At 64.5% G+C, this 25,909-nt stretch carries 25 protein-coding genes; 7 read left to right on the top strand and 18 right to left on the bottom strand.

Annotated features, from left to right (window positions below):
* Positions 1 to 99: 99 nt before the first annotated feature.
* Both LL962_RS02795 and LL962_RS02790 read left to right on the top strand, forming a co-directional pair.
* Positions 100 to 1,443 (top strand): sigma-54-dependent transcriptional regulator, encoded by a 1,344-nt coding sequence (locus LL962_RS02795; RefSeq protein WP_228315809.1) that lies wholly within the window; start codon positions 100 to 102, stop codon positions 1,441 to 1,443.
* An 8-nt stretch (positions 1,444 to 1,451) separates the two neighbouring features.
* Complete coding sequence (locus LL962_RS02790) at positions 1,452 to 2,798, top strand: sensor histidine kinase (RefSeq protein ID WP_228315808.1); 1,347 nt, start codon at positions 1,452 to 1,454, stop codon at positions 2,796 to 2,798.
* Between the two features lie 191 nt (positions 2,799 to 2,989).
* Here the strand turns inward: LL962_RS02790 and glmU are convergent, their stop codons facing one another.
* Positions 2,990 to 4,354 carry a bifunctional UDP-N-acetylglucosamine diphosphorylase/glucosamine-1-phosphate N-acetyltransferase GlmU gene (gene glmU, locus LL962_RS02785; protein WP_228315807.1) on the bottom strand — a complete coding sequence of 455 codons (1,365 nt, stop codon included), beginning with the start codon at positions 4,352 to 4,354 and terminating at the stop codon, positions 2,990 to 2,992.
* Positions 4,355 to 4,500: 146 nt separating this feature from the next.
* Here glmU and LL962_RS02780 point away from each other — a divergent pair, with 146 nt between their 5' ends.
* Positions 4,501 to 4,884, top strand: coding sequence for a GtrA family protein (locus LL962_RS02780; protein ID WP_104585161.1), 384 nt, complete (start codon positions 4,501 to 4,503; stop codon positions 4,882 to 4,884).
* Between the two features lie 234 nt (positions 4,885 to 5,118).
* Here LL962_RS02780 and LL962_RS02775 read toward each other — a convergent pair whose 3' ends face one another.
* The 10 genes from LL962_RS02775 to LL962_RS02730 all read right to left on the bottom strand — a co-directional run bounded on the left by LL962_RS02775 (position 5,119) and on the right by LL962_RS02730 (position 13,314).
* Positions 5,119 to 5,706, bottom strand: a complete 588-nt coding sequence (locus LL962_RS02775) for a chorismate mutase (protein WP_228315806.1) — start codon at positions 5,704 to 5,706, stop codon at positions 5,119 to 5,121.
* Positions 5,707 to 5,914: 208 nt separating this feature from the next.
* Complete coding sequence (locus tag LL962_RS02770; RefSeq protein WP_228315805.1) at positions 5,915 to 6,337, bottom strand: F0F1 ATP synthase subunit epsilon; 423 nt, start codon at positions 6,335 to 6,337, stop codon at positions 5,915 to 5,917.
* A gap of 135 nt (positions 6,338 to 6,472) precedes the next feature.
* Positions 6,473 to 7,879, bottom strand: coding sequence for a F0F1 ATP synthase subunit beta (gene atpD / locus LL962_RS02765; RefSeq protein ID WP_104585167.1), 1,407 nt, complete (start codon positions 7,877 to 7,879; stop codon positions 6,473 to 6,475).
* A gap of 144 nt (positions 7,880 to 8,023) precedes the next feature.
* Positions 8,024 to 8,887, bottom strand: a complete 864-nt coding sequence (atpG, locus tag LL962_RS02760; protein WP_104585169.1) for a F0F1 ATP synthase subunit gamma — start codon at positions 8,885 to 8,887, stop codon at positions 8,024 to 8,026.
* Between the two features lie 148 nt (positions 8,888 to 9,035).
* Complete coding sequence (gene atpA / locus LL962_RS02755) at positions 9,036 to 10,583, bottom strand: F0F1 ATP synthase subunit alpha (RefSeq protein ID WP_104585171.1); 1,548 nt, start codon at positions 10,581 to 10,583, stop codon at positions 9,036 to 9,038.
* A 47-nt stretch (positions 10,584 to 10,630) separates the two neighbouring features.
* Entirely contained in the window at positions 10,631 to 11,158 is a 528-nt protein-coding gene (locus LL962_RS02750) for a F0F1 ATP synthase subunit delta (RefSeq protein WP_228315804.1), read from the bottom strand.
* Between the two features lie 3 nt (positions 11,159 to 11,161).
* Positions 11,162 to 11,632, bottom strand: a complete 471-nt coding sequence (locus tag LL962_RS02745) for a F0F1 ATP synthase subunit B (RefSeq protein ID WP_039570952.1) — start codon at positions 11,630 to 11,632, stop codon at positions 11,162 to 11,164.
* A gap of 114 nt (positions 11,633 to 11,746) precedes the next feature.
* Entirely contained in the window at positions 11,747 to 12,049 is a 303-nt protein-coding gene (gene atpE / locus LL962_RS02740; RefSeq protein ID WP_002814105.1) for a F0F1 ATP synthase subunit C, read from the bottom strand.
* A 73-nt stretch (positions 12,050 to 12,122) separates the two neighbouring features.
* Positions 12,123 to 12,923, bottom strand: a complete 801-nt coding sequence (gene atpB, locus LL962_RS02735; RefSeq protein WP_104585174.1) for a F0F1 ATP synthase subunit A — start codon at positions 12,921 to 12,923, stop codon at positions 12,123 to 12,125.
* Between the two features lie 25 nt (positions 12,924 to 12,948).
* The gene (locus LL962_RS02730; protein ID WP_104585176.1) at positions 12,949 to 13,314 is read right to left on the bottom strand and encodes a hypothetical protein; all 366 of its coding nucleotides are present in this window, start codon (positions 13,312 to 13,314) and stop codon (positions 12,949 to 12,951) included.
* A 634-nt stretch (positions 13,315 to 13,948) separates the two neighbouring features.
* Between LL962_RS02730 and LL962_RS02725 the strand changes: the two genes are divergently transcribed.
* Positions 13,949 to 14,761 (top strand): hypothetical protein, encoded by an 813-nt coding sequence (locus LL962_RS02725; RefSeq protein WP_167395178.1) that lies wholly within the window; start codon positions 13,949 to 13,951, stop codon positions 14,759 to 14,761.
* A gap of 306 nt (positions 14,762 to 15,067) precedes the next feature.
* Here LL962_RS02725 and LL962_RS02720 read toward each other — a convergent pair whose 3' ends face one another.
* The 5 genes from LL962_RS02720 to LL962_RS02700 all read right to left on the bottom strand — a co-directional run bounded on the left by LL962_RS02720 (position 15,068) and on the right by LL962_RS02700 (position 21,889).
* Positions 15,068 to 16,345, bottom strand: coding sequence for a Xaa-Pro dipeptidase (locus tag LL962_RS02720; protein ID WP_167395179.1), 1,278 nt, complete (start codon positions 16,343 to 16,345; stop codon positions 15,068 to 15,070).
* A 417-nt stretch (positions 16,346 to 16,762) separates the two neighbouring features.
* A complete protein-coding gene (gene lpdA / locus LL962_RS02715; protein WP_228315803.1) occupies positions 16,763 to 18,580 on the bottom strand; it encodes a dihydrolipoyl dehydrogenase in 1,818 nt (605 codons plus the stop codon).
* Between the two features lie 16 nt (positions 18,581 to 18,596).
* Positions 18,597 to 19,244 carry a hypothetical protein gene (locus LL962_RS02710; protein WP_104585179.1) on the bottom strand — a complete coding sequence of 216 codons (648 nt, stop codon included), beginning with the start codon at positions 19,242 to 19,244 and terminating at the stop codon, positions 18,597 to 18,599.
* A complete protein-coding gene (locus LL962_RS02705; RefSeq protein ID WP_228315802.1) occupies positions 19,241 to 20,992 on the bottom strand; it encodes a dihydrolipoyllysine-residue acetyltransferase in 1,752 nt (583 codons plus the stop codon). Before LL962_RS02705 ends, LL962_RS02710 begins: the two co-directional genes overlap by 4 nt.
* 375 nt (positions 20,993 to 21,367) lie before the next feature.
* Positions 21,368 to 21,889 (bottom strand): DNA-deoxyinosine glycosylase, encoded by a 522-nt coding sequence (locus LL962_RS02700; RefSeq protein WP_228315801.1) that lies wholly within the window; start codon positions 21,887 to 21,889, stop codon positions 21,368 to 21,370.
* A 182-nt stretch (positions 21,890 to 22,071) separates the two neighbouring features.
* Between LL962_RS02700 and LL962_RS02695 the strand changes: the two genes are divergently transcribed.
* From LL962_RS02695 to LL962_RS02685, 3 genes are all read left to right on the top strand, one after another.
* Positions 22,072 to 22,743, top strand: coding sequence for an OmpW/AlkL family protein (locus LL962_RS02695; protein ID WP_104585183.1), 672 nt, complete (start codon positions 22,072 to 22,074; stop codon positions 22,741 to 22,743).
* 161 nt (positions 22,744 to 22,904) lie between these two features.
* Positions 22,905 to 23,513, top strand: coding sequence for a hypothetical protein (locus LL962_RS02690; protein WP_228315800.1), 609 nt, complete (start codon positions 22,905 to 22,907; stop codon positions 23,511 to 23,513).
* Positions 23,497 to 24,072: a hypothetical protein gene (locus tag LL962_RS02685; protein WP_228315799.1), complete on the top strand. Its 576-nt coding sequence runs from the start codon at positions 23,497 to 23,499 to the stop codon at positions 24,070 to 24,072. The genes LL962_RS02690 and LL962_RS02685 overlap by 17 nt, the downstream gene beginning before the upstream one ends.
* 193 nt (positions 24,073 to 24,265) lie before the next feature.
* Here the strand turns inward: LL962_RS02685 and LL962_RS02680 are convergent, their stop codons facing one another.
* A complete protein-coding gene (locus LL962_RS02680; protein WP_228315798.1) occupies positions 24,266 to 24,823 on the bottom strand; it encodes a DUF1453 domain-containing protein in 558 nt (185 codons plus the stop codon).
* 261 nt (positions 24,824 to 25,084) lie between these two features.
* Positions 25,085 to 25,888 carry a MetQ/NlpA family ABC transporter substrate-binding protein gene (locus LL962_RS02675; protein WP_228315797.1) on the bottom strand — a complete coding sequence of 268 codons (804 nt, stop codon included), beginning with the start codon at positions 25,886 to 25,888 and terminating at the stop codon, positions 25,085 to 25,087.
* Positions 25,889 to 25,909: the final 21 nt, after the last annotated feature.

The following is a 25,909-nucleotide window of genomic DNA, read 5'->3' as shown; positions in this document are numbered from 1 at the left end:
CTCACAACCTGCCGCCTCGCTGCCCCGCAATGGTTTGCAGCACCGTCCTGCACAGTATTCTGTGTCGATCCCTCTTCCCGCGCCTTCCTGAGCACCGCGATGCCGCAGATCCTGATCATCGACGACAACGCCGCCGTGGCCACCGCGTTGGAGGTGCTGTTCTCGCTGCACGACATCGAGGCGCAGCATGCGCAGTCGCCGCACGCAGGCTTGGCGTTGCTCGACGAGCAGGCGTTCGACCTGGTGATCCAGGACATGAACTTCACTGCCGACACCACCTCCGGCGAAGAGGGCGAAGCGCTGTTCGCACAGATCCGTCAGCGCCACCCGGATCTGCCGGTCATCCTGCTCACTGCCTGGACGCATCTGGGTAGCGCGGTGGGGCTGGTCAAGGCCGGTGCGGCCGACTACATCGCCAAGCCCTGGGACGACACCAAGCTGCTGACCACGGTCAACAACCTGCTGGAACTGTCCGAGGCCCGCCGTGAGCTCGCGCGCCGTCGCGAACGCGAGCACCGTGGCCGCGAGCAACTGACACAGCGCTACGATCTACGCGGTGCGGTGTTCGCCGACCCCGCCAGCGAACGTGCCATCGCGCTGGCCTGCCAGGTCGCCCGCTCGGACCTGCCGGTGTTGATCACCGGCCCCAATGGCAGCGGCAAGGAAAAGATCGCCGAGATCATCCAGGCCAATTCGGCCACCAGGCACGGCCCGTTCATTGCGCTCAACTGCGGCGCATTGCCGGGCGAACTGATCGAGGCCGAACTGTTCGGTGCCGAAGCCGGCGCCTACACCGGTGCCAACAAGGCGCGCGAAGGCAAGTTCGAAGCGGCCGATGGCGGTACGCTGTTTCTGGACGAGATCGGCAACCTGCCGTTGGCGGGCCAGATGAAACTGCTGCGCGTGCTGGAAACCGGCCGCTACGAGCGCCTGGGATCCAATCGCGAGCGCCATGCCAAGGTGCGGGTGATCAGCGCCACCAACGCCGATCTGCCTGCGATGATTCGCGATGGCAGCTTTCGCGAGGATCTGTACTACCGGCTCAACACGGTGGAGATCGCATTGCCGCCGCTATCCGAGCGTCCCGGCGACATCGGGCCGCTGGCAGCGCACTTCCTGGCCACAGACAAGCCGTTGTCGGCGCAGGCGCGCGATGCGCTGCAGCGACACGCCTGGCCGGGCAACGTGCGCGAGCTGCGCAACGTACTGCAACGCGCCAGCCTGCTGGCGCAGGGCGCGCGGATCGAGGTCGCCGATCTGAATCTGCCGCGCGCACCAGCCCCGCGTCCACCGGCCACCCCGGCGGGCGAACCGGATCGTGCGCGCATCGAACAGGCCCTGGCACGCGCCCATGGCGTCATCGCCCAGGCCGCCGCCGAGCTGGGATTGAGCCGCCAGGCGCTGTACCGGCGTATGGACCGTTACGGCATCACGTCGGAATGAACTTCGGTATGTGGACACGCTCCTTTACGTTCTCGCTGTTCCTGCGCCTGTTGCCGGTGCTGGCGCTGGCGGCCGCCCTGCCCTGGTTCACCGCCTATTGGCTGGACCACGGATGGCAGGTTGCCGCGATCTCGGTGGTAGTGCTGGTAGGGGCGATGTGGTGGAGCCTGCGCCGCGCCACCGCGCCGATGCGCTCGCTGTTTCGCGCCCTGGCCGGCACCACCAGCAGTTACCGCGACGGCGAGTACAACTTTGGCGTGTACTGGCGCGGTCACGACGAGCTGGCGCAACTGGTTTACGCGCACGCCGAGCTCGGCGACGTGCTGCGCGCGCAGCGGCGCGACCTGGTGCAACGCGAATTGATGCTCGACACCATGCTGCAGAACACGCCCGTGGCGATGCTGCTGGTGGTCGCCGGCGGCGACGGCCTGCGTCGGATCGGGTTTTCCAACAACGCCGCGCGCAAGCTGTTGCATGGCGGGCGCAAACTCGAAGGCCAGCACCTGGACGATGTGCTCGCGCGCATGCCCGGCGAACTGCGCGATGCGCTGGGCCGCGGCGGCGATTGCCTGTTTGCGGTGCGCGAAGACGGCGACGACGAGGACGATGAGCAGATCTACCACCTGTCGCGGCGCAGCTTCCACCTCAATGGCCGTGGCCACGAACTATTGCTGATCCGTACCCTGACCACCGAACTGCGCCGCCAGGAAGTGCAGACCTGGAAGAAGGTGATCCGGGTGATCAGCCACGAGCTGAACAATTCGCTTGCCCCGATCGCCTCGCTGGCGCATTCGGGCGCCGAACTGTTGCGACGTGAGCGTACCGACAGGCTGGGCACGGTGTTCGAGACCATCGAAGAACGCGCGCGTCATCTGGAAGGCTTCATCCGCGGCTATGCGCGGTTCGCCAAGTTGCCACAGCCGCAGCTGCAGACCATCGAATGGGCACCGTTCCTGGAACGTTTGCGGCAGCAGATCCCGTTCCACCTGCAGGGCGATCTGAGCGATGTCACCAGCCGCATCGACGCCGCGCAGGTCGAACAAGCCCTGCTCAATTTGCTGAAGAATGCGCACGAAGCCTGCAGCGAGGCGCAGCCGCCCAATGGCGATGTCGTCGTGCGCGTGACGCGCGTGCCGCAGTGGCTGCGCATCGAAGTGCTCGACCGCGGCAACGGCATGAACGAGGCGGTGCTGCACAATGCATTGATGCCGTTCTATTCCACCAAGCGCAACGGAACCGGGCTGGGGCTGGCGCTGACGCGCGAGATCGCCGAGGCCCATGGCGGGCGTATCTCGCTGCACAACCGCGAGCATGGCGGCCTGTGTGTGACCCTGCTGTTGCCGTTGGCCACGTGAAAGCCGCGCCCCGCTCGCGCCTGGATCATGCAGGCATCAACACGAACCATTCATTGCGCCGGCTCATGCGTGGCAAAAGCCCGCTACGCACCCGGTAGGAGTACCCCCGGGCACGACGGGCGTCTTTCAGTCGCGCCCAGCTGCGTTCCTACGCAGTCAGGGTCGCACTGCATTGTCCGCCACCAGGCGGCTTACTTCTTCGTGGGCCGCTGCCAGCCTTCCACCACGGTCTGGCGCGCGCGTGTCACGCTCAGCTCGCCGGCCGGGGCATCGCGGGTGATGACCGATCCGGCGCCGATGGTGGAATGGGCGCCGATGTCGATCGGCGCTACCAGCGCACTGTTGGACCCGACGAACGCGCCATCGCCAATGGTGGTCTGCGACTTGTTGACGCCATCGTAGTTGCAGGTGATGGTGCCGGCGCCGATATTGACCTTGCTGCCGATCGTCGCATCACCCAGGTAGGTCAGGTGATTGGCCTTGCTGCCCACGCCCATGCTGACTTTCTTGGTCTCGACGAAGTTGCCGATATGCACGCCGTCGGCGAGCACGGTGCCCGGCCGCAAGCGCGCGAACGGGCCGATCTGCACCGCGCCTTCGGTGATCACGCCTTCCAGGTCGCAATGCGCGCGCACCTGCGTGCCGGCGCCGAGATCGACATCGCGCAGCCGGACGAACGGGCCGATCACCACGCCATCGCCGAGCGTGACCTCGCCCTCCAGGATCACATCGACGTCCAGCTGCACATCGCGGCCGACCCGTACCGTGCCGCGCTGCTCCACACGTGCCGGGTCGGCCATGCGCACGCCCTCCAGGCACAGCGCACGTGCGGCGCGCGCCTGCCAGGCGCGTTCGAGCTGCGCGAGCTGCCAAGGGTCGTTGGCGCCCTCCACTTCCTGCGGATCGGCTACCTGCACCATGTCGGCCGGGGTGAAGTCGGCGGCGGCGCTGGCGAAGACGTCGGTCAGATAGAACTCGCCCTGCGCATTCTCGTTCGACAGACCGGACAGCCAGCGGCGTAGTGCGGTGGATTCGGCGGTGAGGATCCCGGTATTGACGGTGCGGATGCGGCGCTGCTCTTCGCTGGCATCCTTCTGCTCGACGATCGCGGCGACCTTGCCTGCAACGTCGCGCACGATGCGTCCGTAGCCGGTCGGGTCGGCCAGCTCGGCCACCAGCACCGCCATGCGGCCGGGCGCATGCAGCAGCTCCAGCAGGCTCTGGCTGCGGATCAACGGCACATCGCCATACAGCACGAGCACGGTGGCCGCGTCGGGAATCGCATCGAAGGCCTGTTGTACCGCATGCCCGGTGCCCAGCTGCCGGCGCTGCTCGGCCCACTGCAGATCGCCCTGCCCGGCAAATGCCGCCCGCACCTGGTCGCCGCCGTGGCCGTAGACCACGTGGATCGCCGCCGGCTGCAGCTGCCGCGCGGTGGCGATCACATGCGCCAGCATCGGCTGGCCCGCCACTGGTTGCAGTACCTTGGGCAAGGCCGAGCGCATGCGCTTGCCCTCGCCCGCGGCCAGGATCACGACATGCAGAGGCAGGGTCATTACGGTGTTCCGGTTGCAAGAGATGATCGAATTCTAATCGCAGTGCCGCAATGCCGCGTGCTCAAGGCATGCCCTCGGCATGCGATGACACGTTTTTAAGCGCTGCGCCCGCTAGGATGGGCGCCCTTTCCTCTTGTCCGGCATGCATGAGTCTGTTCCGCCAAGGCAGCCAGTTCACCCTGATCGGCGCACTGCAGCTGGCGGTGGACTGCGGCATCTTCATCGCCGCCACCGCCGCCGGCATGCCCACGGCACCGGCCAACCTGCTCGGACGTATTAGCGGCGCAGTGCTTGGATTCTGGCTCAATGGACGCTACACCTTCGCGCATCGGGATGGTGCGCGTCTGGGTTGGCAACGCTTTGGCCGCTTTGCGGTGATGTGGGTGACGCTGACCATCGTCAGCACCTGGCTGCTGTCGGCCACCGTCGATCTGGTGGGCTTGCGCCAGGCCTGGCTCGCCAAACCGCTGGTCGAAGGCGGGCTGGCAATCGTGTCGTTCCTGCTGGGCCGGCACGTGGTGTATCGCTGAGGCAAGATCGACAGCGCCTGCGAACGGCCGCATGGAGTGTGTTGCATGGACTCGCGAACCATGAGCAGCTGACAAACCTGCCGTGCGCACCACCAGGCGGGCGCGGCCGGTGCTCGAAACCGGTATGTACCAATCGGACACTCCATTCCTCCGCGCCTTCCTCACCCCCGCTGACGACTGCTTACTGCGTTGTGTTCGCCGCTACGAGGCGTTGCTCCGGCCGATTGCCGACTGCTAGGTCTTGTTGTCCACCTGCTGGCAGAAGTCGCCCAGGCTGCGCACCAATGCGGCGCGGTGCAGCGCGTCCAGTTGCCATTGCGCGGCATAGTGCGCGGCCGCGCGCGCGGTACTGGCCGGACACCCGGGGGCCGCCCGTGCCGGACCTGCGGCGGCCAATGCGTCGAGCAACTCGCCTTGCAGTTGATCCAGACGCGCGCGCAACGTGGCCAGATCCGGCCGCGCCGTCTGCGGCGCGCGGCCACGTTCGTGCCAACGGTCCAACAGCGCGTACTGCACCGATTTATTGGCTTCGATCTGTGCAGCGAAGAAACGCACTGCATCGTCGGCCTGCAAGCCATGGGCCGCGGCCTGGTCGCGCACGCTGAGCAACACCGCCGCTTCGCGGGTCTGATCCAGCACCGGCTTGCCGCTGTCCCACTTGCTCAGGGCCACCGCATCGCCGATCGCATTGCGCTGCACGATCCGGTCCAGCAACGGATCCAGTGGCGGTTGGCCGAGCGCGGGCCAGGCGCACCCAAGCAAGGCCACGGCAAGCAAACCATTCAACAGATCATTGCGGACGCCAGCGGTCGAAAGTCTCATGGTGTACTCCTCAGGGGGGCCAGACGCGGTGCGTCGCGCTGCGGCTTCGATGCAGCGCAAGGCCGGGCGGGCCAGTGTGCCCACTCCCTGCAGAAGGCGGTTTCCTATCGCGCAAGCGCAGCGCCCCAAACGAAAACACCGACCCAAGGGTCGGCGTTTCGTGCTCCCTGCGCAGCTGCGCTGCCCGGTCGGAAGCGTGGGCAACCGCTCAGTGCTTGAGGTTACGGCGCAGACGCTCCAGCGCCTGCAGTTGCACCGTCGCCTCGGCCAGTTGGCGCTGCGCCTGAGCCACGTCCAGCGTGTCGCCACGGTTGGCCAGCAGGCGCTCGGCCTCTTCCTTGACCTTGCGCACGGCGGCTTCGTCGATGTCCTGCGCGCGCACCGCAGTGTCGACCAGCACGGTCACCACCTGCGGCTGCACTTCCAGGATGCCGCCGGAGATGGCGAAGTCCAGCTGTTCGCCACTGGCGGTGGTGACCACCACCTTGCCCGGCTTCAGGCGCGTGATCAGCGGCGCATGCTTGGGTGCGATGCCCAGCTCGCCCAATTCGCCGGTGGCCACGACCAGCGTCGCCTCACCGTGGAAGATTTCCTTCTCGGCGCTGACGATGTCGCAACGGATAGTGCTCATGGTGCCTCACGTTGTGAGGCGGGGATTGGGGATTGGGGATTGGGGATTGGTAACCGCGGCGTTCACCGTCGTTGCCATCCTCATCCACCGTGCCAATCACCGCCGTACCTAATCCCGAATCCCGAATCCCGGCTCTTACGCCTTGGCGCTCATCTTGTTGGCCTTCTCGACGGCCTCTTCGATACCGCCGACCATGTAGAACGCCTGCTCCGGCAGGTGGTCGTACTCGCCGTCGCAGATCGCCTTGAAGCCGCGGATGGTGTCCTTCAGCGAAACGTACTTGCCCGGCGAGCCGGTGAACACTTCGGCCACGTGGAAGGGCTGGCTGAAGAAGCGCTCGATCTTGCGCGCGCGCGACACCGACTGCTTGTCTTCTTCGCTCAGCTCGTCCATACCCAGGATCGCGATGATGTCCTTCAGTTCCTTGTACTTCTGCAGGGTCTGCTGGACGCGCTGGGCGGTTTCGTAGTGCTCGTGGCCGATCACCAGCGGATCCATCTGGCGGCTGGTGGAGTCCAGCGGATCCACCGCCGGGTAGATGCCCAGCGAAGCGATGTTACGGCTCAGCGTGACGGTCGAGTCCAGGTGGGCGAAGGTGGTCGCCGGCGACGGGTCGGTCAGGTCGTCCGCAGGCACGTACACCGCCTGGATCGAGGTGATCGAACCGCTCTTGGTCGAGGTGATGCGTTCCTGCAGCACGCCCATTTCTTCGGCCAGGGTCGGCTGGTAGCCCACCGCCGACGGCATACGGCCGAGCAGTGCGGACACTTCGGTACCGGCCAGCGTGTAGCGGTAGATGTTGTCCACGAACAGCAGCACGTCCTTGCCCTTGCCGCTGGCGTCCTTCTCGTCGCGGAAGTACTCGGCCATGGTCAGGCCGGTCAGCGCCACGCGCAGACGGTTGCCCGGCGGCTCGTTCATCTGGCCGTACACCATCGCGACCTTGTCCAGAACGTTGGAGTCCTTCATCTCGTGGTAGAAGTCGTTGCCCTCGCGGGTACGCTCGCCCACGCCGGCGAACACGGACAGACCCGAGTGCGCCTTGGCGATGTTGTTGATCAGCTCCATCATGTTGACGGTCTTGCCCACGCCGGCGCCGCCGAACAGGCCGACCTTGCCGCCCTTGGCGAACGGGCACATCAGGTCGATCACCTTGATGCCGGTTTCCAGCAGCTCGGTGGTCGAGGCCTGGTCCTCGTAGGACGGCGCGCCACGGTGGATTTCCCAATGATCCGAAGCCTGCACGTCGCCGGCTTCGTCGATCGGGTTGCCGAGCACGTCCATGATGCGGCCCAGGGTACCGGCGCCCACCGGCACGGCAATCGCGCGGCCGGTGTTGGTGGCGACCAGGTTGCGCTTCAGGCCGTCGGTGGAGCCGAGTGCGATGGTACGCACGACGCCATCGCCCAGCTGCTGCTGGACTTCCAGCGTGATGGCGGTGCCGTCGACCTTCAGCGCGTCGTACACCTTCGGCACTTCATTGCGCTGGAACTCGACGTCGACGACCGCGCCGATGATCTGAACGATCTTGCCCTGACTCATTTTGCTGCTCCGGTTAGCTTTGTTCTGTCCGAGGGGCCGATGCCATCTCGTTGAATTTTGTGATCTGGGATTCGTGATCGGGGATTCGCGAGGGCGCAATCCCCAGCGCTCCAACCAATCCCGAATACCCAATCCCGGCCGTGCTTACACAGCGGCTGCGCCGCTGACGATTTCCGAGATTTCCTGGGTGATCGCCGCCTGACGCGCCTTGTTGTAGACCAATTGCAGCGTGCCGATCATCTTGCTGGCGTTGTCGCTGGCGGCCTTCATCGCCACCATGCGCGCCGCATGTTCGGAGGCCACGTTTTCCAACACCGCCTGATACACCAGCGACTCGATGTAGCGCGTCATCACGTGCTCCAGCACGGTCGCGGCATCGGGTTCGTACAGGTAGTCCCAGTCGTGGTGCGCCACCTTGTGCTCGGCGGCCGGCAGCGGCAGCAGCTGGTCGAAGCTGGCCTTCTGCGTCATGGTGTTCACGAAGCGGTTGTAGACCAGATAGACGCGGTCCACCTTGCCTTCGATGTAGGCATCGATCATCACCTTGATCACACCGATCAGCTGCTCGACCTGCGGGCTGTCGCCCAGGTGGGTCACGCTGCCGACCATGTTGACCTTGACGCGACGGAAGAAGGCCGACGCCTTCTGGCCGATGGTCACCACATCGATCTCGGCGCCCTTGTCCTGCCACGGGCGCACTTCGCCCAACATCTTGCGGAACAGGTTGTTGTTCAGACCGCCGGCCAGGCCGCGGTCGGACGAGATCACGATGTAACCGACCCGCTTGACCTGCTCGCGCTCGACCAGAAACGGATGCTGGAAATCGGTGCTGGCCTGCGCCAGATGGCCGATCACCTGCTTCATCGCCTGCGCATACGGACGCGAGGTCTTCATGCGGTCCTGCGCCTTGCGGATCTTGGAGGCCGAGACCATTTCGAGCGCGCGCGTCACCTTGCGGGTGTTCTGCACGCTCTTGATCTTGGTTTTGATTTCGCGTCCGCCTGCCATATCTGTTTACTCGGGACTCGGGACCCGGGACCCGGGACCCGGAAAGAGCCCGCAATCACGCGTCGTTGTTGTTTCGTGGCACCTGGGGCAGTGGACCTGAGGACTCCGCTTGCGCGGGTCCCCGGTCCCGGGTCCCGGGTCCCGGCTCTTACCAGCTACCCGTGGTCTTGAACTCTTCGATGCCCTTCTTGAACGCGGCTTCGATGTCGTTGTCCCAACCGCCAGTGCTGTTGATCTTGGAGACCAGCTCGCCCTGGGTGTTGGCGAAGTGCGCGTGCAGGCCTTCCTCGAACGCCAGCAGCTTGTTGACCGGCACCTCGTCGAGGTAGCCCTCGTTGACGGCATAGATCGACAGCGCCTGGTTGGCGATGGACATCGGCGCGTACTGCTTCTGCTTCATCAGCTCGGTGACGCGCTGACCGCGCTCGAGCTGCTTGCGGGTGGCTTCGTCCAGGTCCGAGGCGAACTGCGCGAACGCCGCCAGCTCACGGTACTGCGCCAGCGAGATACGGATGCCGCCGGACAGCTTCTTGATGATCTTGGTCTGGGCGGCACCACCGACGCGCGACACCGAGATACCGGCGTTGACGGCCGGACGGATACCGGCGTTGAACAGGTCGGTTTCCAGGAAGATCTGGCCGTCGGTGATCGAGATCACGTTGGTCGGCACGAATGCAGACACGTCGCCGGCCTGCGTCTCGATGATCGGCAGTGCGGTCAGCGACCCGGTCTTGCCGGTCACCGCACCGTTGGTGAACTTCTCCACGTACTCCTCGGACACGCGCGCGGCGCGCTCGAGCAGGCGCGAATGCAGATAGAACACGTCACCCGGGTAGGCTTCGCGACCCGGCGGGCGCTTGAGCAGCAGCGAGATCTGGCGGTAGGCCACGGCCTGCTTGGACAGATCGTCGTACACGATCAGCGCGTCTTCGCCGCGATCCATGAAGTACTCGCCCATGGTGCAGCCGGCGTACGGGCTGATGTACTGCATCGCAGCCGATTCGGACGCGGTCGCCGCAACCACCACGGTGTGCGCCAGCGCGCCGTTCTCTTCCAGCTTGCGCACGATGTTGGCGACGGTCGAGGCCTTCTGACCGATCGCCACGTACACGCACTTGATGCCGGTGCCCTTCTGGTTGATCACCGCGTCGATCGCCAGCGCGGTCTTGCCGGTCTGACGGTCACCGATGACCAGCTCGCGCTGGCCGCGGCCGATCGGAATCATCGCATCGACCGACTTGTAGCCGGTCTGCACCGGCTGATCGACCGACTTGCGCCAGATCACGCCGGGCGCAACGCGCTCCACCGGTGCGGTCTGGGTGGCGCCCAGCGGGCCCTTGCCGTCGATCGGCTCGCCCAGCGCGTTGACCACGCGGCCCAGCAGTTCCGGACCGACCGGCACTTCCAGGATACGGCCGGTGGTCTTGGCCACGTCGCCTTCGCGCAGGTTCTCGTAGTCGCCCAGCACCACGGCGCCGACCGAATCGCGTTCCAGGTTCAGCGCCAGGGCGAAGGTGTTGTTCGGCAGTTCGATCATTTCGCCCTGCATCACGTCGGCCAGGCCGAAGATGCGCACGATGCCGTCGGACACACTGGTCACGGAGCCTTCGTTGCGCGACTCCGCGGACAGCTTGACCGTCTCGATGCGGGTCTTGATCAGGTCGCTGATTTCGGAGGGGTTGAGCGTGGTTGCCATCGTTCAGTCCTAGGTGCCGGCCGCGAGGGCCATGCGTTTATGTGAATTCAGTGGGCGAGCGAGCTTTGCAGACGCGCAAGCTTGCCCTTCAGCGAGCCGTCGATGACCACCTCGCCGGTGTCGATCACCGCGCCGCCGATCAGCGACGCATCCACCGCGGTGGTGATATCCACTTCGCGGCCGAAGCGCTTCTTCAGCGCAACGGCGATCGTGTCCAGCTCCGACGGCGTCATCGCGGCAGCCGAGGTCACCGTCGCCTTGACGACGTGTTCGGCCTCGGCACGCAGCTGTTCGTACAGCCCGGCCACTTCCGGCAGCAGCGGCAGCCGCTGCGCATCGGCCAGCAGGCCGAGAAAGCGCAGATACTCTTCGCCGGCCTGCGGCGGCGCCAGCAGCGTCACCGCCTGGTCCTGGCTCAGGGCCGGGTTGAGCAGCAGCGCAGCCACGCGCGGGTCGCCGGCCACCTGTGCCGAAAACGCCAGCGCATCGGACCAGGGCGCGAAATTGCCGCCCTCACGCGCGATCGCAAACGCGGCACGGCCGTAGGGACGGGCAAGTGTGAGGGCCTGACTCATCGATCAAATCTCCGCCGCCAGCTCGTCGAGCAGCGCCTTGTGGGCGTTGGCGTCGATTTCGCGCTTGAGCAGCTTTTCGGCACCGCTGACCGCCAGTACCGAGACCTGCTTGCGCAGCTCTTCGCGGGCACGGGTGGCCGAGGCGTCGATCTCCGCCTGGGCCAGGTCCTTCTGACGGTTGGCTTCGGCAATCGCCTCCAGCTTGGCCGCTTCGATGATCTGGTTGGCGCGCGCGTGGGCCTGATCGATGATCTCGTTGGCCTTGGTGCGGGCGTCCTTGAGGGCTTCGTTGACCTTTTCCTGCGCCTGCGCCAGGTCCTTCTGGCTGCGATCGGCGGCAGCCAGACCTTCGGCGATCTTTTGCTGACGCTCTTCGATCGCCTGCAGCAGCGGCGGCCAGATCTTGGTCGCGACGATCCAGATCAGACCGGCGAAGGCCAGCGCCTGGGCAAAGATGGTAAGGGTGATATCCATGGGTCGCTCAATCGCTGTTTAGGGGTGAAAGCGCCGCCGCACGGGCGACGCTTTCCGACCTTCATCCGCAGATGCAACCGCGCTCGGCTGCATCCACATCCCGCTACCGCTGGATCAGCCGGCAGCCTGCGACAGACGCTCGATGAACACCTGGGCCAGGGGGTTGGCGAAGGCGAACAGCAGGCCGACGGCGACGCTGATGATGAACGCGGCGTCGATCAGGCCGGCGGTGATGAACATGCGCACCTGCAGCACCGGGATCAGTTCCGGCTGGCGTGCCGCCGATTCCAGGAACTTGCCAGCCATGATGGCCAGACCGAGGCCGGCACCCAGGGCGGCCAGGCCGATCATGATGCCGACGGCGAGGACGGTGGAGCTCTGGACTTGAGCGAGGTTGGTCAGGACGGCGAGGTACATGGTGATCTCCGAACGAAAGTTTCTAAGGGTGATGGATGAATCGGGATGAAGCGTATGAAGGGTGAAGCGAGACTCAGTGACTGTCTTCCGACAGGCTCAGATACACGATCGACAGCATCATGAAAATGAAGGCCTGCAGCGGAATCACCAGCAGGTGGAACAGCATCCAGCCGAGGCCGAATACGCCGCCAGCAACCATGCCGGCGATGCCCGCACCGCCCAGCACCCAGATCAGCAGGAAGACGATCTCGCCGCCGAACATGTTGCCGAACAGTCGCATCGCCAGCGAAATCGGCTTGCTCAGCCACTCGACGATGTTCAAGAGCAGGTTGAACGGCATCATCCACTTGCCGAACGGCGCCGTGAGGAATTCCTTGGTCATGCCGCCCACGCCCTTGGAGCGCAGCGAGAAGAAGATCATCAGGAAGAACACGCTGATCGACATGCCCAAGGTGGCATTGACGTCGGCGGTGGGCACCGGCTTCCAGGCGTGGATGCCGGCCCAGCCCAGCGGGATGGCGATGAAGTCGGCCGGGATCATCTTGATGAGGTTCATCAACAGGATCCAGAAGAAGATCGTGATCGCGATCGGGGTCACCAGCTTGCTGGTGCCGTGGTAGGTGTCCTTGGCCTGGCGATCGACGAACTCCAGGCAGATTTCCACGAACGCCTGCCACTTGCCCGGCACGCCGGCGGTGGCCTTGCGGGTCGCCATCCAGAACGCCACCACCATGATCAGCCCCATCAACAACGCCATGATCAGCGTGTCGAGGTGGATGGTCCAAAACGTACCGCCGCCCTCGCGAACCGGGTAGACCAGATTCTGCAGGTGGTGCTGGATATAGGAGGTAGGTGTCGCTGCCTCGCCCGCCATGTGTACGTAGCCTTTTTAGTTCGGATCAACGCCTGGCCAGAGCCAGAACCTGAAAAATCAGCCCGATGGCGATACCTGCCAGCAGGGCCAGAGGAGGCAGCCGCCACAGGCCGAAGCCCAGCGCCAGCGCCACGAAAACCAACACCCACTTCAACACCATCGCCAGGATCAGCCGGACCATGGCAGTCCCGGCCGCCAGGACACCGCCCCCGAGCGCAGTACGTGCCGCGACCCAACCGCCCAGCACCGTCGCAAACCCGGTCAACGCCACCCCGGCAGAGTAGCGGGGACCGACCAGCAGCAACCCCAGACTGGTTATAGCTACAGCTGCAAGCGGATATACCGCAGCGCGCAGCATCAACCGCCGACCCGCGTCAACGGAGTTCAGCACTACGGTTACCTTAGGTGTGAATGGGTGGGAAGCGCAGTTGCGCCTCGTCGAGCCGCGAGAGTATAGCAATGGGACAAATTGCGAGACAACCGGCGGAGGTCATGAGTTGCTGCGATGCACCAAGTGGCCGTCGCTGCAACGGCCGGGAACTTTGCCACAAACCGGCGGTCGTAACCCACGAGGCCTGCACATCCTCGTCGAAAGGTGTCACCGCAGGCCGCGTCAAGGAGCCCTGGGAGACCGGGGCTCCTGCTTTTGACGCCATGTCGCGCGCCGCGACCTTCCCACCGACGGGCCAATCCGCTGCAGTGCACGATCGTCTGCGCTGGGTGCCGGTGTCGAGCGTGGTGCGCGCATGCGCATCAAGCCCTCCCTCTCTTGCGCAATCGGCGACAGAAACCGTACTGATCGGTATGCGCCAACGCACAGTTTACGACAGCGGACATGGGCGACGAAGAAGTGCCGTGCTGGTGCAAGGTCCCACGGCCATTGACGATGCGGACCGTTTTGTCCGATTGCTATGTTCGCCTTCACAGGTATGCGACGAGGCTTTCACTTTTGGAAGACGCCGGCTTATCGATAGTGCGCGCCACTGGCTCAACGGCCTGACCATTCCAAGAATTCGGAGCTCCCCATGAAACATCTCCTCGCACTGGCGATCCCGTGCGTCCTGGCCGTCGCCTATGTCGCGCCCGTACACGCCGAAGATACCGATGACCGCTTCCAGCTCCGCCTTGGCGCGATGAATGTCGACAACGACAACACCATCCGCGGCAACACGCTGCTGGCCGGCAACAACGTCTCGGTCAACGAGGACTTCAAGCTGGGCGGCAAGGAATGGGAGCCGCGCGTGGACGGCGTGTTCCGCATCAGCACCCGCCAGCGCCTGATCTTCGACTACTTCAAGTACGACAAGGATCGCCGCGAGACGCTGACCCAGGATCTGAGCGCCGGTGGCGTCACCGTGCCGACCGGCAGCTTCATCAAGGGCGAGCTGAAGTACCAGGTCGCCACCCTGGTGTACGACTATTCGGTGATCGATTCCCCGGAATTCAGCCTTGGCCTGCAGATCGGTGCCGAGTACGCCAAGGTGGAGGCCAATGCCTATGCCGATCTGGGCAGCGTGTTCAGTGGCGACGTGGTGGACGAAAGCGAAGACGGCGCCGCGCCGGTGGTCGGCATCCGCTTCACCGCGCGTCCCAGCGAGAACTGGCTGTTCAACGTGCAGGGCCAGTACCTCAACACCAGCTGGGGCGACTTCGGCGATTACGACGGCGACCTGAGCCGCGCCAATGCGATCGCCGAGTACCGCTTCACCAAGAACTTCGGCATCTTCGCCGGCTACGACTGGTTCAAGCTCGATGTCGACCAGCGCGGCAGCGACGGCCTGATCGGCCTGAAGCAGGAGTTCAAGGGTCCGGTGGCAGGCGTGACCCTCGCGTTCTGATCCACGCATCGCTGCACGCGTACGACGCCCCGCCTCGCGCGGGGCGTTGTCGTTGTCGTCATGTGCACGCGATCGCCGTCCGGACCGGCAGGCGGCTGCCATGACCGCACCCTGCTGCTGCCGCTCGTGCGCCTGCGATACCGCGACACATGGCCGTCGCAGGCAGCGCACGCGCTGCCCGCTTTCCCCTGTGCGCGCATCCACGCCCATCGGGCGCCCTGGTCGCCCTCGTCGCCCTCGTCGCCCCGCATGCGCGCGACCGACCTTGACGCTGAGGCGGGCATCAACACCACGGTGCAGGCCGGCTCAATCGGCTACGCGTTCGCCCCCCTTGATCACGCTGTCCACGCGCATCAACACGCCGACATCCTGCAGCGGATCGCCCTCGACCGCGATCAGGTCGGCGTAGCGGCCTGGAACGATCGCACCGACGTCACCGGCACGTCCCAGTGCGTCAGCGGCCTCCACCGTCGCCGCGCGAATGGCCTCCAGTGGTGTCATGCCCCACTCCACCATCTTGGCGAACTGGCGCGCGTTGTCGCCATGCGGATAGACGCCTGCGTCGCTGCCGAATACCAGCCTGACGCCCGCGGCATGTGCGGCCCGGAAGGTCTCGCGCTGCTTGCGCCCGATCTGCCGTTCCTTCTCCAGCGATTCGGCGAACAAGCCGTTTCGTTCGCCCTCGGCCAGGATGTAGTCGTCGTTGTAGATGTCCATCGAAAACCGCGTGCCATGCGCCTTGGCCAGCTTGAACGATTCGGCATCGGCCAGACTGGCGTGTTCGATGGTGTCGGCACCGGCACGGATCGCGTCGTTGATGCCGCCGGTACCATGCGCATGCACAGCCACCTTGAGCCCCAGCCGGTGCGCCTCATCCACCAGCGCGCGCATTTCCTCCAGGCTGTACTGCTGCGCACCCACGCTGTCGGTCTTGGACAGCACTCCGCCGGTGCCGCAGAACTTGATCACCTCCGCACCGTATTTGCGCAGCGTGCGTACCGCAGTCCGGATCGCATCCGGACCATCGGCGACGCCGGGGCCGGTGACCTTGACCGACGGCGGAAACTCGGTGGCATCGCAGTGCCCACCGGTGGCGCCGATGCCGTAGGTCGCCGGCACGATACGCGGGCCCGGCACGGTGCCGCGCTCGATCGCCTGCTTGAGCGCGACATCGTCGTAGTGGAGCGAGCCGACATTACGCACGGTGGTGAATCCCGCGCGCAGCGTCCTGGCCGCATTGGCCACGCCGACCACGGTCCAGAAATTATCGGTGAATTCCAGGCTCTTGTAGCCGCCCAGGGTGGGATCCACGGTGAGATGCACATGCATGTCGATCAGGCCGGGCAGCAGCGTGCGCCCGCCAAGATCGATGCGCTGCGCCTGTGCCGGCACCGGATCGCCTTGCCGGCCGACGCGGGTGATGCGGCCGGCGACCACCTCGATCTGCGGCTGCTCCAGATAGCGGCCGGCCTGCACGTCGAGCAGGCGCGCAGCGGTGATGACGGTGGTCTGTGCATGCGCAGCCAATGACGCACACAGGCAGCCTGCAGCGGTGAGCAAGGCCGGCAAACGCATCTTCGACATACGGGTCGTCCCTGAGCTGCGAACGGCGTGTCCGCGTACCGATGGTGCAAGCGTGCTGCAGGCTGTGCAAGCGCCTGATCACGGATATCGCACGACGCGACCGCCTTGCGCAGCAGCGGCCCTGTCGAGCGCGATCGGTGCGATATCGCTATGCACCAGACCCGATGCCAGATCCTCTGCAGCATCCGCCTGCGTTGGTCAGCCGTGCCGACCGATACGATCGGAGCGCAGCCGCCAGGCCGCGTCGCCCATGCGATTGCCTACCGCGCCGGAACATTCGGGAGCCGCACGCGCGCCTGCACCTGCGTGCCCGGGTGCACGGCATGGCAACGACCACAGCAGCAACACGCAGCCAAGCGCTCAACGCCGACGCCCCGCGCAAGGCGGGGCGTCGTGGAAGGACAAGCCTGTGAGCGCCTACTTCTTCTTCGGGATGTACAGATCGGTGATGGTGCCGTCGTAGACCTCGGCGGCCATGCCAACCGACTCGCTCAGGGTCGGATGCGCGTGGATGGTGTGGCCGATGTCCTCTGCCTCGGCACCCATCTCGATGGCCAGGCCGATCTCGGCCAGCAGGTCACCCGCATGCACGCCGACGATGGCGCCGCCGATCACGCGATGCGTGTCTTCGTCGAAGATCAGCTTGGTGAAGCCCTCGGTACGGCCGATGCCGATGGCGCGGCCGCTGGCCGCCCACGGGAACTTGGCCACACCGACCTTCAGGCCCTTGGCCTTGGCCTCGGTCTCGGTGACGCCGACCCAGGCGATTTCCGGATTGGTGTACGCCACCGACGGGATCACCCGCGCCACCCACTCCTTCTTTTCGCCGGCAGCCACTTCGGCGGCCAGCTTGCCTTCGTGGGTCGCCTTGTGTGCCAGCATCGGGTTACCGACGATGTCGCCGATGGCGAAGATGTGCGGCACGTTGGTGCGCATCTGCCGGTCCACCGGAATGAAACCGCGCTCGGTGATGGTCACGCCAGCCTTGTCGGCGCCGATCTTCTTGCCATTGGGCGCGCGCCCCACTGCGACCAGCACACGGTCGTAGGTGGTGGCCTCCAGGCCAGGCTCGTCGCCTTCGGCCGCGGCTTCGAAGGACACGGTGATGCCCTTCTTGTCGGCCTTGACGTCGGTGGCCTTGGTCTTGAGATGGACGTCCACGCCCTGCTTCTTCAGACGATCGGCCAGCGGTTTGACCAGGTCCTTGTCGGCGCCCGGCATCAGTTGGTCCATGAACTCGACCACGGTGACCTTGCTGCCGAGCGCGCTGTACACCGTGGCCATTTCCAGGCCGATGATGCCGCCGCCGACCACCAGCAGGGTCTTGGGAATGTCGTGCAGTTCCAGCGCGTCGGTGGAGTCCATCACGCGCTTGTCGTCCCACGGGAAGTTGGGCAGCTTCACCGCCTGCGAACCGGCCGCGATGATGCAATGCTCGAAGCGCAACAGCTGGGTCTTGCCGTCGTCGCCGACGATCTCCAGTTCGTTGGGCGAAACGAAGCTGGCCACGCCGGTGACGGTGCGCACCTTGCGCTGCTTGGCCATGCTGGCCAGGCCGCCGGTGAGCTTACCGACCACTTTTTTTTTGTAATCGCGCAGCTTGTCCAGGGCGATCTTGGGCTGGCCGAAGTCCACGCCGAAGTCGCCGGCATGGGCCACTTCATCGATCACGGCGGCAGCGTGCAGCAAGGCCTTGGACGGGATGCAGCCGACATTGAGGCAGACTCCACCGAGGCTGGCGTAGCGCTCGATCAACACCGTGTCCAGGCCCAGGTCGGCCGCGCGGAACGCGGCGGTGTAGCCACCGGGACCGGCGCCGAGCACCACCATCTTGCACTCGATATCGGCCGCCTTGCCGCTGGCCAGTGCCGGCTTGGGCGCGGCCGGTTCGGCCGGAGCGCGATGCGACGGCGTCACCGGCGGCTTGCTGCCGGGCGCTGCAGCCGCTGGTGCCGTGGCCGGCTTGGTGTCGGCCTTGGCCGGCGCGGCGGCCTCGCCTTCGGTTTCCAGCAGCAGCACCACCGCCCCTTCGGACAGGCTGTCGCCGACCTTGACCTTGAGCTCCTTGACCACGCCGGCAGCCGAAGACGGCACCTCCAGCGTGGCCTTGTCCGACTCCAGCGTCACCAGGCCCTGGTCCTTGGCCACACTGTCGCCGACAGCGACCAGCACTTCGATGACGGGGACATCGCTGTAATCGCCGATGTCGGGAACCTTGATTTCAATGACCGCCATTTGCTTCTCCTGTGGCTCAACCGGCCGTGCCGGCAAGCGTCTGCTGGAGTTCATCCAGCGACGATTCGATTTGGGTCCAGCGCTTGTCGCGCTTCTTTTCCTTGCCGTCGCTGGCTTCGATCAGCAGCGCGGCCTGCTGCAGCAGCAGTTCGCCCGCGCCGCAGCTCGGACGCGCGCCGCTGTAGCGCACGCCTGCGACCTGGAACGACAGCACCTCGCCCTCGATCACCGGCGCGGTGCGCCCGGCCGGCGCCAGTTGGCTCAGGGCGTCGGTCCAGTTGCTGACCAGGCGCTTGGCCAGAGCGGCCGGAATCGGGATCTCGACCGTTTCCGGCGTCTGCTCGGTGCGGAACTGCACGCTGCCACGGTCGGCCTGGCTGACCCAGCTGTAGACGCGCTCGTCGGCGCGGCTATGCCGCAGGGTCCAGTCGGCGCCCTCCTTGCCCGGCACCAGCGACACGCCGCTTTCCACGCCGCGCACCGGCAGCGTCAGCAGCGACAGCGCCGGTTTACTGCCACCGTCGAGCAGTGTGGTGACGGCGGCGCCGTAATTGCCCACTGCCGGCGGCCAGCCACGCCCGAGCGCGCTATCGCACTCGCGTGCGGCCACACCGGTCCACGGCAGCACGCCGAGCACGGCGATCGTCAGCAGCGCAGGCTTCACAGCAGGATGCGTCGCATGTCGGCCAGCACCTGCCCCAGGTAGGTGGTGAAGCGCGCGGCGAGTGCGCCATCGACCACGCGATGGTCATAGCTCAGCGACAACGGCAACAGCAGCTTGGGAGCGAATTCCTTGCCGTTCCACACCGGCTGGATCGCCGACTTGGACACGCCCAGGATCGCCACCTCCGGCGCGTTGACGATCGGGGTGAACGCAGTGCCGCCGATGCCGCCCAGCGAACTGATCGAGAAGCAGCCGCCGCTCATGTCGGCCGGACCCAGCTTGCCATCGCGGGCCTTCTTGGCCAGTTCGCCGCTTTCCTGGGCGATCTGGATCACGCCCTTCTTGTCGACGTCGCGGATCACCGGCACGACCAGGCCATTGGGCGTATCGGCCGCAAAGCCGATATGAACGTATTTCTTCAGGGTGAGGTTCTCGCCAGCCGCATCCAGGGAGGCGTTGAACTCGGGGAATTTCTTCAGCGCCGCGGCACTGGCCTTGATCAGGAACGCGAGCATGGTGAGCTTGATGCCGGCCTTCTCGTTCTCCTTGTTCAGCGCCACACGCAGCGCTTCCAGGTCGGTGATGTCGGCCTGGTCGAACTGGGTGACGTGCGGAATCATCGCCCAGTTGCGTGCCAGGTTGGCGCCGGAGATCTTCTTGATGCGCGACAGCGGCTGGGTCTCGGTCTCGCCGAACTTGCTGAAGTCCACCTTCGGCCAGGCCAGCAGATTCAGGCCATTGCCACCGCCGGCAGGCGCGCCGCCGCTGAGCGCCGCCTTGACGTAGCGCTGCACGTCCTCGCGGGTGATGCGGCCGCCCTTTTCGCTGCCCTTGAGCTGGTTCAGGTCCACGCCCAGTTCGCGTGCGAACACGCGCACCACCGGGCTGGCGTAAGGCACCTTAGAGGGCAGCACGCTGTCGGCATCGAAGGTCACCGGCGGGCTGCTCGGGTTGCCGGCCGAGGGCTGTCCACTCTGCGCTGCCTGTGCACCTGCACCGGAACGAGCGCCCTGCACCTGCGCGATTTCGCGCTGGGCCAGCTTGTCCGGCTCGGCGGGCACGGCGACCGGCTCCACCTTGCCGGCGGTTTCGGCGGTGTCGGTAGCGGGCTTGGCCGGGGACTGCGCAGCACCGGCGCCGGCATCGCTGGCAGCGATGATCGCCACCACATTGCCCTGCGAGAGCGTGTCGCCGACCTTGACCTTGAGTTCCTTGACCACGCCGGCGGCCGACGACGGCACTTCCATGGTGGCCTTGTCCGATTCCAGCGTGACCAGGCTCTGGTCCTTGGCGACGGTATCGCCCACGGCCACCAGCACCTCGATCACCGGGATGTCGGTGTAATCGCCGATATCCGGCACACGCGCCTCGACCAGCCCACCCTCCGCTTCAGCAGGCTTGGCAGCAGCCGGTTCGGCCTTGGCAGCCGGTGCCGGAGCGGCAGCGGGCGCGGCCTTGGCAGGCGCAGCGGCGGCAGCCGGCTTGGCGGACGCCTCGGCGCCGGCATCGGCCACTTCGATCAATGCCACCAGTGCGCCCTGCGAGAGCGCGTCGCCGACCTTGACCTTGATCTCCTTGACCACGCCGGACACCGACGACGGCACTTCCATGGTGGCCTTGTCCGATTCCAGCGTGACCAGGCTCTGGTCCTTGCTGACCGTATCGCCGACGGACACCAGCACCTCGATTACCGGGACGTCGCTGTAGTCACCGATATCGGGGACAAGTGCTTCCTTGATTTCGGCCATACGGGGAACTCCGGCAACAGATGGGGAAACCCCTATTGTGGCCGGCCACGGGCCGCAGCGCCAACCATTGCCGGTGAAAAGATCGCGCGCCGGGCGGGATGCTGTGTCCGCGATCGCACCGGCGCGATCGCTTCCAGGCGCGTGGATGCCGCTGAAACGGCTGCAATCGCGCGCTCGACGGCAAACGATACGCCAGCGCATTGTCCGGCGCGTCGCGCGTGTCGACCTGCATGCACGGTCGCTGCGCAGGCGGCCGCAATGTGTCCGCATGCGGCTGCATCGTGCGCGCGATGCGCTACTCCAGGCGAGCTCTGGCGGCCATCGCCGACCACGCGATGCGATGGCGGCGGTGCAACGCTGATGCGAGCGGCGCCATCAGGCCTGCAGCGCATCGCGCAGCGGTTGCCATGCGCTGCATAACCGCGGCAACGACCAGCCGGCGTTGGCAGGACTGGTGGACGGTAGCGCGACCACCGCAATGCTGCGCGCATCGGCCGCAAGCAGTGGCTGCACATGCCGACGCCAGGCCTGGGCCGCAGCGCCGCCGTTGCAGGCGACCAGACGCAGTTGCGGCAGCGTGGCGAGCAGGGCGGGCAACGGGTTGATCACGATGCTGTCGCCCACGATGGCCGCATCCAGGCTACCGCGTCGCTCGCACTGAGCGATCACGTCCCACACACCAACGCCAGATGCGTTCAGTGCCTCTACGCGCAAGGCATAGCCGCTAGCCGCATCGATGCCCAATAGCGCATGCATCAGCGGCCAGAAACGGTTCCGCGGATGCGCGTAGTACCGCGCAGCATCCAGCGAGGCCACGCCCGGCATCGACCCGAGCACCAGCACGCGGCAATCGCGGCGAACGTGCGCTGGTAGACCTTTTCGGGTGTCGTCTTTCATCACGGCAATCGCATCTGCGTGAATGTTTTTTCAACCTGCATGTCGCAACGACGGCCTCCGCAGGAAAGTTCCTGAACAAACGGAATTTTAGCGAGTTCCAGGTCGGGGTGGATTCAGATTTTCAGGAATAGCTTTGGCGCGGCCCACTCCACGGGCCCAACAACAAGACGAGGAGACCCTCAATGCGTTCCATTTCCATCCTGAGCCTGGCAGCTGTATCCGCACTTGCGATTGCACCGTCCGCGTTCGCGCAGGACACCACCTATTCCGGCGACACCTCCTCGACTTCCACCGCTGCCGACAGCGCGTCGGGCAAGCATTGGGCCGTGGTCGGTGGTGTTGCCCTGCTCCAGCCGAAGAACGATCCGGCTCCGGGCCTGGACGTAGACGGCGGCCCGGCGCCCACGCTGAGCGCCAGCTACTTCATCAACGATAACTGGGCGGTCGAGCTGTGGGGCGCTGCCGACAAGTTCAATCACCGCGTCAACGCCGATGGCGCCGGCAAGATCGGAACCGTCGAACAGCAACCGATCGCCATCAGCGGCCAGTACCACTTCGGCCAGGCCGACAACGTGTTCCGTCCGTTCGTGGGCGTCGGCTACTACGAGTCGAACTTCAGCAACGAGAAGATCGACGCCGCATCGCCCAACGGCCAGCACGTCGGCATCGATACCGCCAAGGGTGTGATCGGCACCGTCGGTGTGGACATGAACATCAACTCCACCTGGTTCGCACGCGCCGACGCTCGCTACATGCGTTCGCGCCCCGAACTGCGCGTGGGCGGCCAGGGCACCGGCAGCGAGCTGGAACTGGATCCGTGGACCGTTGGCTTCGGCATCGGCGCGCGCTTCTAAGCACACCAATTGACTAAGCACCTCACCAAACAGGCCCGCAAGGGCCTGTTTTTTTGATCAAAACCTCAGCTTGAAGGGAATTTTACGTTTAGGATTTCGCTGCAGAGGGGATAGATCGCGTAGAAATCAGCGCGACATCTTCAATTAAATATGCAGATACCATGAGTATAAGATGCTATGTAGCCGCCGCGATATCTCTTCTCTCGCTCGTTTCCTTTGGAACTCAGGCTCAGACAACTGTCCCTACCACAGGACTTGGAACCTGCATTGACTTCATAACCTCCCAGTCAACGACACTTACTGGACAGATAAACAGCAGTCCTGATTTTACGATCGCTTACGGCTCGGCCAGCTATACGGACATACCAAATAAAGTTGTGCATATCCGAAATTATAGCTGCGAGAGTCAAGATATGCCGGGCATGTATTTTACAGTCTCAGCACTGGCCCATGAGTTTGGCCATGTGAAATTCAACTATTCGTTTGCCAAGACGACTCGACAAGCATATATAGATGAAGCATGCAAGATGGAAGGACTTGCCGCAACAAATAACATCGTTGCAAGAAATGAAATATGGAGCTCCACTCAAAATAGCATAGACATTAACCTTGCAGCATCAAATCCCGATCAACTTTTCGGGATTTACTATGCTGGAGGACCCAATGTTGCCTCAAACGTCGGAAAATCTTTCTGCGCGAATAACGTAACCTCAACCACAGGACAGAACTATAACGTATATTACGGAGAGCAGTATGACAGGCTTCCTTAACAGATTACCATATTCCCACCTTGCAATAGCGCTGCTTGCCGCTCTGATTGCACCTTCAGTATATGCAACCAAAATTTCAGCAGCGACAGCAGCGGATGCTGCCCGTACGTTTGAACTAGCCGAAGAAATTTCGAGAAATCTCAAAAAATCACCCTCTGAACTTATTGATTCATGGCCTGGACCCCGAATTTCGACACCAAACCTGAAAAACGAAGGAACGTATAACGTTAGCGGAGGAAGATTAAAAGTAGGCGATCATCTGACTGCCAAGAACTCTTCCATATCAATATCAGCCGATAAAAAAAATATCGAATCAGTCTTACTGAGCCTGGAAGGTTCCTGCATCTCTCGCCAGGACTTCAAGAGCCGATACCCGAATTATCTGATTTCAAATATTCCGAGAGGACAGAGTAGTTCAGAAACATTGACTTTGGCCGTTGTTAAAAATCAGGAGAAGATGGAGTTCTCGTTCCCGGAAGCCTCTCCAGATTGCCTAAGTACCATTCGCATAGCACCAGCAGACGCGCAGATGCTCAAAGCTGCGGAAGCATTTAATTAACTAAGCATATTTGAAATTGTTGCTGCCAGCACCGAGAGGGCTGGCAGCAACAGGGGTTACAACTTAATACCACTCATCCTGACCGGTTAAATGGTCCCTAGTAAGACACAGTCTTAGCACTTCTTGAGATTCAAGGTTTGCGAAAAAGCCAATTATCTCGGGATTGTGCGTTGGTAAGGTTTCAATTTAAGGATCACCGCCAGTAGACGCTGCCGCGCAGCTGCGCGTTGCGCCAGCGCCACCACAGCAATGTGGCGTAGGCGAGCGCATAACCGAGCAACAGCCCGGCCGCGCCTAGCAGACTGGCATGACTCAGCCAACCGTCGACGGGCCATGCCACACCCTGCCAGGTGCTGCGCCAGCCCTGCACCATGCCGGCAATCACCCGCGCCACCACCAATGCCGCCAACGCCAGTGCCAGCCACAGATTGGGGCGATAGAACAGGCCTTGCGGTGTACGCTCGAAACGGGTCAGGCGCAGGGCAAGAACACCCAACACCAGCCCGCAGGCCCAACCGAACGCGGCATGGCCAATCGCACCCGGCCAGAACGCGGCAGCGATCAGGGTGAAGACGACAAACAATCCGCTGGACAATGCAGCCGATCCCAGGTTGATCAGCAGCAACCAGCCCCGCGCCTGCCGGCGCGCAGTGCCCACACGAAAGCGCTGCAGCAACGACAGCGGGAATAGCACCGCGAACACCGCCAGGGCAATGATCACGGCCAGCGGAATGGCGAGCAGCAGCGGCATCGAAAGGCGTACGGGTCGGGACGGGCGCACACGCTACTACGCCTGCGTCGAAGAAGATGTGCGTGCTGTCGCCATGGGCATCGTCAGCACGGGGCACGCGGCATGCCGCCTGGCGCCCCCCCATCGATGCCTCATGCATCGCGATCGCAGGCAAGGGTCATCCACGCCTAACACCTGCACGGCAGGCCTCGCCTGCTTCGCCGGAAGCAACAACACGCTACGCGCGCCCGCAATGCCGGCGCGCATGACGTGCGCAAGCGCTCAGAACGCCGGCAGCACCGCGCCCTTGTACTTCTGCTCGATGAAGGCCTTCACTTCCGGGCTGGTCAGCGCCTTGGCCAGCTTCTGCACGCGCGCATCGTCCTTGTTGTCCGCGCGTGCCACCAGGAAGTTCACGTACGGCGAGTCCTTGCTCTCGATCGCCAGCGCATCGCGGGTGGGATTGAGCCCGGCATCGAGCGCGTAGTTGGTGTTGATCAGGGCCAGGTCGACCTGATCGAGCACGCGCGGCAGCATGGCCGAATCGAGTTCGCGGAATTTCAGCTGCTTGGGGTTGTCGACGATGTCGCGCTGGGTCGACAGCGCATTGCTCGGATCCTTGAGTTTGATCACACCGGCCTTGTCGAGCAGGATCAGCGCGCGGCTATTGTTGCTCGGGTCGTTGGGGATCACCACGTCGGCGCCCGTGGGCAGATCGGCCAGCGCCTTGAAGCGGCGCGAGTACGCGCCGAACGGCTCGATATGCACGCCGACCACGGTGACCAGCTGGCTCTTGCGGTCGCGGTTGTACGCGTCCAGGTAGGGCTCGGTCTGGAAATAATTCACGTCGATCTGCTTCTGCACGACCTGATCGTTGGGCTGCACATAGTCGTTGAACACCCGCACGTCCAGCTTCAGGCCCTGCTTGGCCAGCAGCGGTTCGACCACTTCCAGGATCTCGGCGTGCGGCACCGCGGTGGCGGCCACGGTCAGGGTATCTCCGCCGCTGCCGCCAGTACTGCCGCCGCAGGACGCCAGCGCCAGCGTGGCTGTAACCAGAAGAGAACGAAACGCGAAAGTGCTCATGTAGGGGGTCCGTGGGAGAAG

Source organism: Xanthomonas sp. NCPPB 1067 (assembly GCF_020783795.1).
In the GTDB taxonomy this organism is placed as follows: domain Bacteria; phylum Pseudomonadota; class Gammaproteobacteria; order Xanthomonadales; family Xanthomonadaceae; genus Xanthomonas; species Xanthomonas melonis.
The sequence above is the reverse complement of the archived record's forward strand: the minus strand, read 5'-3'. Positions and strand labels throughout refer to the sequence as shown.

Excerpts from the sequence above, each read along its gene's own strand:
- LL962_RS02795 (WP_228315809.1), top strand. The coding sequence starts at position 100 with ATGCCGCAGATCCTGATCATCGACGACAACGCCGCCGTGGCCACCGCG.
- LL962_RS02790 (WP_228315808.1), top strand. The coding sequence starts at position 1,452 with ATGTGGACACGCTCCTTTACGTTCTCGCTGTTCCTGCGCCTGTTGCCG.
- glmU (WP_228315807.1), bottom strand. The coding sequence starts at position 4,354 with ATGACCCTGCCTCTGCATGTCGTGATCCTGGCCGCGGGCGAGGGCAAG.
- LL962_RS02780 (WP_104585161.1), top strand. The coding sequence starts at position 4,501 with ATGAGTCTGTTCCGCCAAGGCAGCCAGTTCACCCTGATCGGCGCACTG.
- LL962_RS02775 (WP_228315806.1), bottom strand. The coding sequence starts at position 5,706 with ATGAGACTTTCGACCGCTGGCGTCCGCAATGATCTGTTGAATGGTTTG.
- LL962_RS02770 (WP_228315805.1), bottom strand. The coding sequence starts at position 6,337 with ATGAGCACTATCCGTTGCGACATCGTCAGCGCCGAGAAGGAAATCTTC.
- atpD (WP_104585167.1), bottom strand. The coding sequence starts at position 7,879 with ATGAGTCAGGGCAAGATCGTTCAGATCATCGGCGCGGTCGTCGACGTC.
- atpG (WP_104585169.1), bottom strand. The coding sequence starts at position 8,887 with ATGGCAGGCGGACGCGAAATCAAAACCAAGATCAAGAGCGTGCAGAAC.
- atpA (WP_104585171.1), bottom strand. The coding sequence starts at position 10,583 with ATGGCAACCACGCTCAACCCCTCCGAAATCAGCGACCTGATCAAGACC.
- LL962_RS02750 (WP_228315804.1), bottom strand. The coding sequence starts at position 11,158 with ATGAGTCAGGCCCTCACACTTGCCCGTCCCTACGGCCGTGCCGCGTTT.
- LL962_RS02745 (WP_039570952.1), bottom strand. The coding sequence starts at position 11,632 with ATGGATATCACCCTTACCATCTTTGCCCAGGCGCTGGCCTTCGCCGGT.
- atpE (WP_002814105.1), bottom strand. The coding sequence starts at position 12,049 with ATGTACCTCGCCGTCCTGACCAACCTCGCTCAAGTCCAGAGCTCCACC.
- atpB (WP_104585174.1), bottom strand. The coding sequence starts at position 12,923 with ATGGCGGGCGAGGCAGCGACACCTACCTCCTATATCCAGCACCACCTG.
- LL962_RS02725 (WP_167395178.1), top strand. The coding sequence starts at position 13,949 with ATGAAACATCTCCTCGCACTGGCGATCCCGTGCGTCCTGGCCGTCGCC.
- LL962_RS02720 (WP_167395179.1), bottom strand. The coding sequence starts at position 16,345 with ATGTCGAAGATGCGTTTGCCGGCCTTGCTCACCGCTGCAGGCTGCCTG.
- lpdA (WP_228315803.1), bottom strand. The coding sequence starts at position 18,580 with ATGGCGGTCATTGAAATCAAGGTTCCCGACATCGGCGATTACAGCGAT.
- LL962_RS02705 (WP_228315802.1), bottom strand. The coding sequence starts at position 20,992 with ATGGCCGAAATCAAGGAAGCACTTGTCCCCGATATCGGTGACTACAGC.
- LL962_RS02700 (WP_228315801.1), bottom strand. The coding sequence starts at position 21,889 with ATGAAAGACGACACCCGAAAAGGTCTACCAGCGCACGTTCGCCGCGAT.
- LL962_RS02695 (WP_104585183.1), top strand. The coding sequence starts at position 22,072 with ATGCGTTCCATTTCCATCCTGAGCCTGGCAGCTGTATCCGCACTTGCG.
- LL962_RS02690 (WP_228315800.1), top strand. The coding sequence starts at position 22,905 with ATGAGTATAAGATGCTATGTAGCCGCCGCGATATCTCTTCTCTCGCTC.
- LL962_RS02685 (WP_228315799.1), top strand. The coding sequence starts at position 23,497 with ATGACAGGCTTCCTTAACAGATTACCATATTCCCACCTTGCAATAGCG.
- LL962_RS02680 (WP_228315798.1), bottom strand. The coding sequence starts at position 24,823 with ATGCCGCTGCTGCTCGCCATTCCGCTGGCCGTGATCATTGCCCTGGCG.
- LL962_RS02675 (WP_228315797.1), bottom strand. The coding sequence starts at position 25,888 with ATGAGCACTTTCGCGTTTCGTTCTCTTCTGGTTACAGCCACGCTGGCG.